At 63.9% G+C, this 12358-nt stretch carries 10 protein-coding genes and 1 pseudogene; 3 read left to right on the plus strand and 8 right to left on the minus strand.

The features are described from left to right. From mutL to J7302_RS05385, 4 genes are read right to left on the minus strand one after another with little or no spacing between them, the layout of a single operon-like run. Window positions 1-1872 carry a DNA mismatch repair endonuclease MutL gene (gene mutL / locus J7302_RS05370; RefSeq protein WP_215371503.1) on the minus strand — a complete coding sequence of 624 codons (1872 nt, stop codon included), beginning with the start codon at window positions 1870-1872 and terminating at the stop codon, window positions 1-3. After that, a complete protein-coding gene (locus J7302_RS05375) occupies window positions 1869-3305 on the minus strand; it encodes an N-acetylmuramoyl-L-alanine amidase (RefSeq protein WP_215372457.1) in 1437 nt (478 codons plus the stop codon). The genes mutL and J7302_RS05375 overlap by 4 nt, the downstream gene beginning before the upstream one ends. A gap of 8 nt (window positions 3306-3313) precedes the next feature. Then, window positions 3314-3781, minus strand: a complete 468-nt coding sequence (gene tsaE / locus J7302_RS05380) for a tRNA (adenosine(37)-N6)-threonylcarbamoyltransferase complex ATPase subunit type 1 TsaE (protein ID WP_215371506.1) — start codon at window positions 3779-3781, stop codon at window positions 3314-3316. After that, complete coding sequence (locus J7302_RS05385; RefSeq protein WP_215371508.1) at window positions 3769-5268, minus strand: NAD(P)H-hydrate dehydratase; 1500 nt, start codon at window positions 5266-5268, stop codon at window positions 3769-3771. The genes tsaE and J7302_RS05385 overlap by 13 nt, the downstream gene beginning before the upstream one ends. 68 nt (window positions 5269-5336) lie before the next feature. Between J7302_RS05385 and queG the strand changes: the two genes are divergently transcribed. Then, window positions 5337-6401, plus strand: coding sequence for a tRNA epoxyqueuosine(34) reductase QueG (queG, locus tag J7302_RS05390; protein WP_215371511.1), 1065 nt, complete (start codon window positions 5337-5339; stop codon window positions 6399-6401). Window positions 6402-6410: 9 nt separating this feature from the next. Here queG and orn read toward each other — a convergent pair whose 3' ends face one another. After that, complete coding sequence (gene orn / locus J7302_RS05395) at window positions 6411-6953, minus strand: oligoribonuclease (RefSeq protein ID WP_215371513.1); 543 nt, start codon at window positions 6951-6953, stop codon at window positions 6411-6413. A gap of 97 nt (window positions 6954-7050) precedes the next feature. Here orn and rsgA point away from each other — a divergent pair, with 97 nt between their 5' ends. Then, entirely contained in the window at window positions 7051-8082 is a 1032-nt protein-coding gene (gene rsgA / locus J7302_RS05400) for a small ribosomal subunit biogenesis GTPase RsgA (protein ID WP_215371515.1), read from the plus strand. Between the two features lie 305 nt (window positions 8083-8387). Here the strand turns inward: rsgA and J7302_RS27110 are convergent. The 3 genes and pseudogenes from J7302_RS27110 to motA form a co-directional block, all read right to left on the minus strand. Then, window positions 8388-8689 (minus strand): annotated as a pseudogene (locus tag J7302_RS27110) (ISL3 family transposase); the annotation flags it as partial. Between the two features lie 118 nt (window positions 8690-8807). After that, on the minus strand, window positions 8808-9848 hold the full coding sequence (motB, locus tag J7302_RS05410) for a flagellar motor protein MotB (protein WP_215371518.1): 1041 nt from the start codon (window positions 9846-9848) through the stop codon (window positions 8808-8810). Window positions 9849-9858: 10 nt separating this feature from the next. Further along, window positions 9859-10710, minus strand: a complete 852-nt coding sequence (gene motA / locus J7302_RS05415; RefSeq protein WP_215371520.1) for a flagellar motor stator protein MotA — start codon at window positions 10708-10710, stop codon at window positions 9859-9861. 119 nt (window positions 10711-10829) lie between these two features. On the opposite strand from motA, the gene J7302_RS05420 reads away from it, so the two are divergent. Further along, on the plus strand, window positions 10830-12353 hold the full coding sequence (locus tag J7302_RS05420; RefSeq protein ID WP_215371522.1) for an HDOD domain-containing protein: 1524 nt from the start codon (window positions 10830-10832) through the stop codon (window positions 12351-12353). Window positions 12354-12358 lie beyond the last annotated feature (5 nt).

Below are 12358 nucleotides of genomic sequence, written 5' to 3' on the forward strand. Positions count from 1 at the left end.
TCAGCGACCACGCAGGAAGAGTTTGTCCAGGTCGTCCATGCCCAGCTGGGTCCAGGTCGGTCGCCCATGATTGCACTGGCCGCTGCGCTCGGTGTTTTCCATGTCGCGCAGCAGGGCATTCATCTCCGGCAGGCTGAGCCGGCGATTGGCCCGGACTGCACCATGGCAGGCCATGGTGCCGAGGAGTTCGTTGAGATGCGCCTGGATGCGATCGCTGGTGCCGTATTCAAGCAAGTCGGCCAGCACGTCACGCACCAACTGCGAGGCCTCGGCCTGCTTCAAAAGGGCGGGAATCTGGCGGATTGCCAGGGTCTCCGGCCCCAGACGCTGCAGTTCGAAGCCCAGGCGGCGAAACCATTCAGCATGCTCTTCCGCACAATCCGCTTCGCGCTGACTGACCGCGAGCGACTCGGGCACCAGCAACGGCTGCCCCTTGAGCCCCTCACTGGCCATGGCCAGCTTCAGACGCTCGTAAGTGATGCGCTCATGGGCCGCGTGCATGTCCACCAGCACCAGCCCCTGGGCGTTCTCGGACAAGATGTAGATACCTTTCAACTGCGCCAACGCATAGCCAAGCGGCGGAATATCACCCTGGGTCTCGGGCAGGCTGACCGACGCTGCCGGCGTCAGCGGGGCAAAAAACTCGCGGTAAGCGCCCTGGGCTTCGGCTGCCGGTAACGGCGCAGCCGGGCGTGGAGGCTGATAGCCCCCCGACGGGCGCCAGTTCGATTCAGCGGCCGGACGCTCCAACACGCTGGCTGCGAGGCTCATTTCCGTCTGCGGGCCGAACTCACCGGCAGCTTGTCCGGTTGGCCGTACCACGCTTTCGGTACCGGCCGGGGATGCCAGCTGATCCTCAGGTCGCACTTCGCCGAGAGCGCGATGCAAGGTGCCATAGAGGAAGTCGTGGACCATCCGGCTGTCGCGGAAGCGCACTTCGTGCTTGGTCGGGTGCACGTTCACGTCCACAGCCGCGGGGTCGACCTCGAAGAACAGGACGAACGTGGGATGCCGGCCGTTGTAGAGAACGTCGCGATAGGCCTGACGGACCGCGTGGGCGACCAGTTTGTCGCGCACCATGCGGCCATTGACATAGAAATACTGCAGATCCGCTTGGCTACGCGAGAAAGTCGGCAAGCCAACCCACCCCCACAGATGCAGCCCGTTGCGCTCGATCTCGATGGGCAGCGCCTGTTCCAGGAAAGCCGAGCCGCAGACCGTGGCCACCCGCCGCGCCTTGGAAATATCGTCCGGCGCCTCATGCAGGGCGAAGATGGTCTTGCTGTTATGCCGCAGGTGGAAAGCGACATCGAAGCGAGCCAGAGCCAGGCGCTTTATGACTTCCTGCAGGTGATCGAATTCGGTCTTCTCGGCGCGCAGGAACTTGCGGCGTGCCGGGGTGTTGAAAAAAAGATCGCGAACCTCGACCGAGGTGCCCACCGGATGCGCTGCAGGCTGCACCCGCGCTTCCATGTCGCGCCCCTCGGTCTCGACCTGCCAAGCCTGTTCGGCATCGACTGTGCGCGAGGTCATTGTCAGGCGCGCGACCGAGCTGATGGAGGCCAGCGCTTCACCACGGAAGCCCAGGCTCATAACCCGTTCCAGATCCTCGAGATCACGGATTTTGCTGGTGGCGTGGCGAGCCAGGGCCAGCGGCAGATCGTCGGCCGGGATCCCACCGCCATCGTCGCGCACCCGCAGCAGCTTGATTCCGCCCTGCTCGACTTCGACATCGATGCGGCGGGCCCCCGCATCCAGACTGTTTTCCAGCAGCTCCTTGATGACCGAAGCAGGACGCTCCACCACCTCACCAGCCGCAATCTGGTTCGCCAGCCGCGGAGTCAGCAGCTGGATACGTGGCAAGCTGCTCATGGCTGGGCCGCCAGCGTCGCGGCCGGGATGCTCAGGGTCTGACCGACTTTGATGTTGTCGTCCTTCAGAGAATTGGCACTGCGCAACGCAGGGAGGCTGACCTCATAGCGCTGGGCGATCAACGCCAGGCTTTCACCGGAGGTCACCACATGCTCCCGCGGACCAGGCGCGATCTTGCCCTGGTCACGCAGCCAGGCAATGTAGGTGCCGGGCGGCGGGTTCTGCTGGAAGAACTGCTTGATCCCGGTCTGGATGGAGCGTGCCAATACTTGCTGGTGGCTCGGGTTGGCCAGCTTCTGCGACTCGTTGTGGTTGGAGATAAAGCCGGTCTCCACCAGGATCGATGGGATATCTGGCGATTTCAGCACCATGAAGCCTGCCTGTTCGACCCGGCGCTTGTGCAGCGGGGTTACGCGGCTGACATTGCTCAGGACCTTCTGCCCGACGTTCAGGCTGGAGGACAGGGTGGCAGTCATCGACAGGTCCAGCAACACGCCGGCCAGCATGCGGTCCTTGTCATCGAGGCTGACGCTGCCAACCCCGCCGATCAGGTCGGAGCGGTTTTCGTTATCGGCCAGCCAACGAGCGGTTTCGGACGTCGCCCCCCGATCGGACAGGGCGAACACTGAAGCGCCGAAAGCGCTGCGGCTGGGCGCGGCGTCGGCATGAATGGAGACGAACAGATCAGCACCCTTCTTGCGCGCGATCTCGGTGCGTTTGCGCAGGGGAATGAAATAGTCGCCAGTACGCACCAGCTCGCCGCGGAAGCCTTTCTCGCGGCTGATCTGGCGCTGCAATTCCTTGGCGATGGCCAGGGTCACGTTCTTTTCATGCTGGCCTTTGGGGCCGAGCGCACCCGGGTCCTCGCCGCCGTGACCGGCATCGATGGCGACAATGATGTCACGCTTGCCACCCGGAACCGGCGGCAGCTTGCTTGGTGCCGGCCGGGTCGGGGTCACAGGCGCCTGTGGCGCAGCCGGGGCGGTCGCCACCTGCGGCGCGCTGGCCTCATTGGCCGCCGCTTCCTGGTCGAACAAGTCGACCACCAGACGGTTGCCGTACTGCTGATTGGGCGCCAAGGCGAAACTCTTGGGTGTGACAGCGGTGGAGACATCGATCACGACGCGCAGGTCGGTCGGGCTGCGCTGGGCAGAGCGGACGCTGGTGATCGGCGTGTTGCTGAGCGACAGCTGCTCCAGCTTGGTAGCCAACTGGGCACCGTTGAGATCGATGACGATGCGATTGGGCGCAGTGAGCGTGAAGACACTGTGCTGCACCGGACCGGAAAGGTCGAAGACCAGGCGCGTATTGTCCGGCGCACGCCATAGCCGCACCCCGCGGACCTCCGCGGCAGCCAGGACATCAGCGGCCAATGCCGCAAGTAGAACCCCAATCCCGGCAAACAGTGCGCGCGAGCGCATACCCCACCCCATTCTGTTTTTCATACTCCAACCGCCAGGGCGGCACACCAGGCTTCGCCGCGCTCGGTGTGTGGCGACAAACGCAGCGAACGGCCGCCCGCTTGCGGGGTAATGGTAATGTCCAGGTCGGCCTTTGGCAAAACGCCCTCACCCCGTTGCGGCCACTCGATCAGACATAGCGCATCGTCCTCGAAGTAGTCGCGAATCCCCAGAAATTCCAACTCCTCAGGGTCGGCAAGGCGATATAGATCGAAATGAAAGGCGCGCTTATCGCCAATTTCATAAGGCTCGACCAGCGTGAAGGTCGGACTCTTGACGGCCCCAGCGTGGCCCAGCCCCCGCAGGATTCCTCGGGACAACGTGGTTTTGCCGGCACCCAGGTCGCCATGCAGGTACAGGATGCCGCGCCCGCCGGTCAGCTTCGCCAAGCGCCCACCGAGGGCCAGCATGGCCTCTTCGCCTTCGGCATTCAGGATCACTTCAGGCACGGCGAAATCTCCTCGAGCAGCTGACGAATGGTCGGGATCAGGTCGCTGGCCGCAATTCCCCGCCCCAGGGCGCCGAGCGTCTTCCCGGCACTGGCGTGCAGCCAGACAGCCAGACACGCGGCATCGAAACTATCCATACCTTGCGCCAACAAAGCGCCGAGCAGCCCGGCCAACACATCGCCAAGCCCCGCACCCGCCATGGCCGGATGCCCATGATCGCACAGGGCCAGTCGACCATTGGGCGCCGCAACCAGGCTGCCAGCGCCTTTGAGCACGACGCACAGGTTGAAGCGTTGCGCCAGGGCGAGCGCCGCTTTCGGGCGATCAGCCTGCACTTCGGCCGTGGAAATGCCCAACAGGCGAGCGGCCTCACCCGGATGGGGAGTCATGACCCCAGCACTGGGCGGCTGAGCCAGGCCCACGGCAAGCAGGTTGAGCGCATCGGCATCCCACACCTGGGGAACGGTGCAGCCGGCAGCGGCACTCAGCAGCGCACGCCCCCAGGCTCCTTGACCAAGCCCAGGGCCCACCACCAGCACATCGGCCTTTTCTGTAAGCGCCAGCAGCTGGTTGGCGGACGCCACGCCTGCACACATCACTTCCGGGCGCCTGGCAAGGGATGCGGCAATGTGCTCCATGCGAGTTGCCAGCGAGACCAGCCCAGCACCGCTGCGCAAGGCGCTTTCCGCCGCAAGCAGGGCAGCCCCGCCGAACCCCAGGTCACCACCCACGACCAGCAGGTGGCCAAACTGCCCCTTGTGCGCCGTGCGTGGACGGGGCGCCAGCCGCGGCAAATTGCCGAGCGCCAGGCGCACTGCCTGGCTTGGCGCTGTGGCCAGCAGATCGGGATCCGCCTGAAGATCGTCGAACACCAACTCGCCGACCTGGTCCGGCGCATCGGCGGTGAACAGGCCGAGTTTCAGCCCTATAAAGGTTACGGTCAGGTCGGCACGTACGGCGACGCCCAGCACCCGACCGCTGTCCGCGCAGAGGCCGGACGGAATATCGATCGCCAACACCGGCTGTCCGCTGGCGTTGAGCAGGCGAATCGCCTGGGCACAGGGCTCACGCACCGAGCCGGACAGGCCCGTCCCGAGCAGGGCATCCACCACCACGCCCTCAAGCGGCGCGCATTCAGTCCATGGCTGGACAGCGACTCCGACGGCAAGCGCTTCGTCGCGCGCCAGCGCCGCATCCCCAGCAAGCGCATCCGCCGCCCCGACTGCGAAAACTCGAACCTGCCAGCCCGCGCGTTGCGCCAGGGCGGCCACCAGGTATCCGTCGCCGGCATTGTTGCCACGGCCAGCCAGGACGCTGATGCAGCCCGCCTCGGGCCAGCGGCGTCGCAGTGCACGCCACGCGGCATGGGCGGCACGCTGCATCAATTCGAACCCAGGGGTGCCCGCCGCAATCAGGCGAGCATCAAGGTCTCGCACTTGTGCGGCGGAGTGAAGGCTGAGGGGCATTTCATCAGTGGGCAGCGTCATGTGCTTCGGATATGGCGATGAGGTCTGGCAGAATTATATCCACCTCAGCTGCCGTTTCCTGCCCCAGCATGCCCTTTTCAACGCCAGATCTCGCCGCACTCGCGCAATCCATCAAGGATTGGGGTCGAGAACTGGGCTTCCAGCAGGTCGGTATCTCCGGGCTCGACCTCGGCGAACATGAAGCCCATCTCCAGCGCTGGCTCGACGCCGGCTACCAGGGCGAGATGGACTACATGGCCGCCCACGGCAGCAAGCGTTCGCATCCGGAGCTGCTGGTACCCGGGACATTGCGGGTGATTTCACTGCGCATGGATTACCTCCCGGGCGATAGCCAGATGGCGAAAGTCCTGGCGACACCCGACAAGGCTTACGTATCGCGCTATGCGCTGGGGCGCGATTACCACAAGCTGATCCGCAAGCGCCTGCAGCACCTGGCCGACCGCATCCAGCAGGTGATCGGTCCGCTCAGTTATCGCGCCTTCGTCGACAGCGCCCCAGTCCTGGAAAAGGCCATTGCCGAACAAGCAGGCCTGGGCTGGATCGGCAAGAACACCCTGGTACTCAACCGCAAGGCGGGCAGCTATTTCTTCCTCGGCGAGCTGTTCGTCGACGCGCCGCTGCCCGTGGATCCGCCGCAGGCCAGCGAACATTGCGGCCGTTGCTCGGCCTGCCTGGACATCTGCCCCACCGCAGCTTTCGCTGGCCCCTACCAACTGGACGCGCGACGCTGCATCTCCTATCTGACCATCGAGCTGAAGGGCTCGATTCCCGAGCATCTGCGCCCACTGATCGGCAACCGTGTGTTTGGTTGCGACGACTGCCAGATCGTCTGCCCGTGGAATCGCTTCGCCCGGCCTAGCGGCGAAGGTGATTTCCAGCCGCGCCATGGGCTGGACAATGCCGAGCTCGCCGAGCTGTTCCGCTGGAGCGAAGAGGAGTTTCTCGGCCGGACCGAGGGCTCGCCGCTCCGTCGCGCGGGTTATGAGCGCTGGCTGCGCAACCTGGCTGTCGGCCTTGGCAACGCCCCCTCGACCATTCCCGTACTGGAGGCCCTGCGCGCGCGCCGCGAGGACCCGTCAGCGCTGGTTCGCGAACATGTGGAGTGGGCGCTAGCCCGCCATGCAGCGGGCTAGCCCTGAACCTCAGAACTTGAAGAAATTCTCGCGGTAGTGGCGCAATTCGGCGATGGAATCGCGGATGTCATCCATCGCCAGGTGGCTGCCGCTTTTACTCACGCCATCGCGCACCTTGGGCGCCCATCGCGCGGCCAGCTCCTTGATCGTCGAAACGTCCAGGTTGCGGTAGTGGAAGTAGGCTTCCAGCTGCGGCATGTGCCGATAGAGGAAGCGGCGGTCCTGGCAGATGCTGTTGCCGCAGATCGGCGACTTGCCCTTGGGCACCCACTGCTCCAGGAAGGCGATGGTTTGTGCCTCTGCCTCCGCCGCGCTGATGCGGCTCTCGCGTACGCGCTGCGTCAGGCCGCTCTGGCCATGTTGGCGGGTGTTCCACTCGTCCATGCCGGCCAACACCTCGTCGCTCTGGTGCACGGCAATAGTCGGTCCTTCGGCGAGTACGTTCAGCTCGCTGTCGGTGACGATGGTGGCCATCTCGATGATGACGTCCGAGTCCGGGTTCAGGCCGGTCATCTCCAGATCGATCCAGATCAGGTTCTGGGCATTTTGCATAAGGTCAGTCTCCTCGACAGGACGCGCATTCTAGCTTAGAGGCCGCCCGAGAGGCGCGCGTGCTAAACTCGCGCCGATTTTTCCAAGCGGATCCCCCATGGCCAAACGCCACCTAACGCGCCGGCAAAGCTGGCGCATCGAAAAGATTCAGGAAGAGCGCGCTGCCCGGGCAGCCAAGCGCGAGTCACGTGCGCTCGATGAACTCGAGGGCGGCGACCTGGGTCACGAGCAAACCGGCCTTGTAATTGCGCACTTCGGCGTGCAAGTGGAGGTGGAGGCACAGGAAGGCGAACTGGCTGGCCAGATTTTCCGCTGCCACCTGCGCGCCAACCTGCCAACCCTGGTCACCGGCGACCGTGTGGTCTGGCGCTCGAGCAACCAGGGCAGCGGGGTGATCGTCGCCCAGCTGCCGCGCACCTCCGAGCTCTGCCGCCCGGATATGCGAGGCCTGCTGAAGCCGGTGGCTTCTAACGTCGATCAGATCATCATCGTCTTCGCCCCGCTCCCTCATCCGCACGCCAACCTGATCGACCGCTACCTGGTGGCAGCCGAGCACGCCGGCATTCGCCCCCTGCTGCTGCTGAACAAGGCCGACCTGGTGGACGAGCAGAACAGCGCCATGCTCGATGAACTGCTGGGTGTCTATCGCCATCTCGGCTATCCGCTGCTGGAAGTTTCCGCCCGACAGGGTGGCGGCATGGAGGAGCTCCAGACGCTTCTGGACGGTCACATCAGCGTGTTCGTCGGGCAATCCGGTGTGGGCAAGTCATCTTTGGTCAACAGCCTGCTGCCGGGCGTGGATACCCGCGTCGGCGCGCTGTCGGAAACCACCGGCAAGGGCACCCACACCACCACCACCGCGCGCCTCTTCCACTTCCCTGGCGGTGGCGAGTTGATCGACTCTCCCGGCATCCGCGAATTTGGCCTCGGCCACGTCAGCCGCGATGATGTGGAAGCCGGCTTCATCGAGTTCCACGACCTGCTGGGCACCTGCCGATTCCGCGACTGCAAGCATGACCGCGAACCCGGCTGTGCGCTGCTCAAGGCACTGGAAGACGGCCGCGTCCATGCGCAGCGCATGGCCAGCTATCGGCACATCCTCGCCAGCCTCCCGCAGGACGAGTATTAACGCAACGGCGCTTGAACGAAAAAGACCACGCATTGCGTGGCCTTTTTTTTGGCTCATCGCGGAATCTGGGGGAGATGCGAGTTGACAGCCGGATAGCCGGTACTCTCTCTGTAGGAGCCAGCTTGCTGGCGAACATGTGCCATTCGCGATTCGCCAGCAAGCTGGCTCCTACAAGGTTTCGCGCGCCTTCGATGTGTCACTCCGCCCGACAAGTCCGCCAAGGTGGTGTTGCAGGCTGATGCGACAGAACGATTCCCGGTTCACGGACAGTCCCCATGCAGGGTGCCTTTTGGGGTTCATCATGCTTTCCGGGGAAGGCGGGAAGCCGGCGCCAGCCAGTCGATCCGCTCAGATACGCGTCCGCAGTACAGGCAGTCGACGCGACGCACCGGCAGTTGCAGCAGGACGCGCTGATCCAGCGGGTCACGACCCCACACCTGGCGGATGTGCTGCTCGTGGATCAACGGGTTGGGTTTGGCCCACCGGCTGCAAATCGGCAAGCGCTCGCCTGGGGCTCAAGACTGATTAGCAGGGTGTCGTGAGTGGATTGGCGACAGGTGACGACCTCGTAGCCTGGCCAGAAAGCAGCAAGATCAATAGGATGCACGGCGACAGCTGGGCGTGGGGGTTGGTGTGTTTGGCGACTGCCAATCTACCCACTTCCCTGACTGTCAACTCGCTCTGCCCCCAGATTCCGCGAAGAACCTTTTTTTTGAGGATTTGGATCACTGCCCCTTGGGCTCATCCATATTCAGAACACCGTCCTCGAAGATATTCAACTTCTGCCTCAATTCGCGCGGTTGGGCAGGCGCGGCCCCGGTATCCGGCAGTGCCGGCTCGGCAGCCGGCGGCTGCACCTCGGGGGCGCCTGGCGCCTGTTTGCCTTGCTCGGCTTCGCCTTCGCCCTCGATGGCGCGCTGCGCCTTCCTGGTGAGTACGGTGATGTCGATCCGGCGATTGACCGGATTGAACGGATCCTTGCGATCGAACAGGGCCGAGGAGGCATAGCCCACCACGCGAGCCACCTGCTCGTCCGGGTAGCCCCCGGCAATCAGAGCGCGGCGCGCAGCGTTGGCGCGGCTCGACGACAACTCCCAGTTGCCGAATTCACCATCGCCCGCGAACGGTTTCGCGTCCGTGTGGCCACTGACACTGATCTTGTTGGGCACGGCCTTGATAGTCTCGGCGAGGATCAGCAGGATGTCTTCGAAGTATGGTTGCAGACGTGCGCTACCCAGATCGAACATCGGCCGGTTGGCCGCATCCATGATCTGGATACGCAGTCCGTCCTGGGTGATCTCGAAGAGGATCTGATCCTTGAACTTTTGCAGTTCGGGATTCTCCTCGACCTTGGTCTGGAGCTCCTGCAGGAGCAGTTCGAGTCTCTCACGCTCGATCTGCTCGGCGAGGGTCTCGACCTGGTCGGCATCGACCTTTTCGGTATCAGTCGAATCCACCGCCGACTCCTGGGCGTCAGGCGCATCCTTCAGTTCCGGGTTGAGCGTGCGGTCCGGCGCCGGCGTCGGCGTGCCGCCCAGGTCGATCACGTAGGGGCTGGCGCTTTCCGTGAAGCCGATGGGGTCCTTGAAGTAACCGGAAATGGCTTTCTTCTGTTCGGGCGTCGCCGAAGACATCAGCCAGAGCACCAGGAAAAACGCCATCATCGCCGTCGCAAAGTCTGCAAAGGCAATCTTCCAGGCGCCACCGTGGTGACCGGCGGCATAGCGCTTTACGCGCTTGACGATGATTGGCTGGTTGTTCTCCATGACTCAGCCTTCAACTGCCACGCACGGCCTGCTCGAGCTCGCTGAAGCTGGGCCGATGCGCCGGGAACAGCACCTTACGCCCGAACTCCACGGCCAAAGACGGCGGCATGCCGGAGGCCGATGCCACCAGGCACGCCTTGATGGCCTCGAAGACATTGAGCTCCTCGCGCGCATCATGCTCGAGTGAAACCGCCAGCGGGCCGAAAAAGCCGTAGGCGGCGAGAATGCCGAGGAAGGTCCCCACCAACGCCGCGCCCACATGCTGACCAAGGGCAGCCTGCTCGGCTTCACCCAGCATGGCCATTGTCACCACGATACCCAGTACCGCAGCCACGATGCCGAAGCCCGGCAGGCCGTCGGCGATTCGGTTGACCGCATGCGATGGATGCTCCAACTCTTCCTTGAGGCTTGCCAGCTCCATGTCGAACAGCCCCTCGAGCTCGTGGGGCGCCATGTTGCCGGACGACATGATGCGCAGGTAATCGCAGATATAGGCCGTCATCCGCTCATCCTTGAGGACGGACGGGTACTTGCTGAAGATCGGGCTGGCAGCGGCGTCCTCGATATCGGCCTCGATGGCCATCATCCCTTCGCGGCGGCTCTTGTTGAGGATTTCATAGAGCAGGCGCAGCACTTCCAGATAAAAACCGTGGGAGAAGCGCGTGCCGAACATCTTCAACGACTTCTTGAAGACATGCATGGTCGTACTGCCGGGGTTCGCCTGGAGGAAGGCTCCCAACGCGGCACCGCCAATGATCATCACCTCGAAGGGCTGAATCAATGCGGCGATCTTGCCATGGGACAGAATGTAACCGCCGAGCACGCTGGCGAATACGACGATGATGCCGATGATTTTTGCCATAGAAAGGGGGGCTTGAAGAGTTAGTCGCAAGGGTTATGAAAAACAACCCTTCTAATTATCGGAAATTATGCGCCAGACTATAGCCTGTTCAGGCGAAAAGCCAGATTGGCGCCTCCCTCATGTCAACCGCAAAGCCCATGCCGCGTAGCCTCGAGTCCTGGATCAAACACCTTGATGGCGTGCGCCTGCCGGTTCCGGCAACCTGCCATGAGCGGGTTCGTCGCGCCTTGGGCGACAGCCGTCGCTCATTGCGCGATATCGCGGAGTTGACTCAGGACAGCCCAGCCCTGGCGCTCAGCCTGCTTCGCGAAGCCAACTCTTCCAGCAACATGCTGGCAAGCCCGGCGGAAAGCCTGGAAGTCGCGTTGACCCGCGTGGGTCTGAAGCGCGCAGAAACACTCCTTAACCGCCTGCCGGCCGTCCACGAGAGCGACATCCCACAAGGCCTGCGCCAACTCCAACTGATCGGCCAGCACGCCGCGCAGCAGGCCAGCGGTCTGTTCGCGGCGCGCCTGGCAAGGCTCTGGCAGGAGATTCACTGGAACAGCCTGCTCTTCCTTTCGCCCCTGTGGCCATTGCTGGCCAGCCAGCCGCAACTGTTCGAGTCCTGGGAGCAGCGGGTACTGGGCAAGGGCGAGCCGGCCCGCAAGGTCGAGTTGGAGCTTCTTGGAGTTCCACTGCTTACCCTGTGCCAGGCAGTAGCCGAGCACTGGCGACTTCCCGAATGGATCGTCCAGGGTTACCGCCTGCTGAACAGCGACCGCCGGATGCTGGTCAGGGCGCTGCACGTGGCCCGCGACAACGAACACCCCCTGCATCAGCAACAACTGCTTGATGCCGACCCCGCGCTACGCCGCTGGCTGACCCAGCCCAGCAATACCATCCTGCTCGCCAACGGTCTGGCACTTTCCGCCCACGATGGCTGGAACTGCGGACACAGCCTGCGCTGGCAGCGCCTGACGGGATTGTTCCTGCACCTGCCTCTGGCCGAGCTGCAGCAGCAAGTCCACCAACACTCCGTATCCAGCGCCCACCAACACGCGCGCAACGACCTCTGGCATCCGGCACTGGCCCTTCTCTGGCCCTGGAGCCGCCGACGTCTGCAAACCGAGCCCGCGGCAGCGCCGGCGCCTTCGTCCCAGGCCATGGAAAACTGGCGCAAGCACTGCGCCGAGTTGCTGCGCGAACCCAGCCCCTATGCCAACGTGGTTCAGTTGGCGGCCTGCGCACGGGATGCGCTGCAAGGCTGTGGCATGCGCCGCACCCTCCTCCTGCTGGCCGACCGCAATCACAGCCGCCTGCTTGCCCAGCAATCGGCCGGTCTGCCCGCAGAGGCGAACCGCCTGCAGCTGGACCCGAGCCAGAGTCAGGTCCTGCGCCGCCTGCTGACCCAGCCTGCCCAACTGCGCCTGGGACCGGACAACTTCGCCCAGTTTTCGCCGCTGCTGCCCGGACAGATCAAGGAGCTATTCCCCGGGCACCACCTGCTGCTGCGTTCCATCGCGATCAATGGTCGCACCGTCATGCTGGTGATCGCCGACCAGGATGGCGCACCCTTTTCCGATCTCAGCTTACGCGCCTTCACCAAGACCGCGCAGTGCATCGAGCGAGCGCTCGGCAACTTCGCCAATCGCGGCCGCTAGGCTTT

Origin of the sequence: Metapseudomonas boanensis, from assembly GCF_018704125.1 — a bacterium.
GTDB classification, from domain to species: domain Bacteria; phylum Pseudomonadota; class Gammaproteobacteria; order Pseudomonadales; family Pseudomonadaceae; genus Metapseudomonas; species Metapseudomonas boanensis.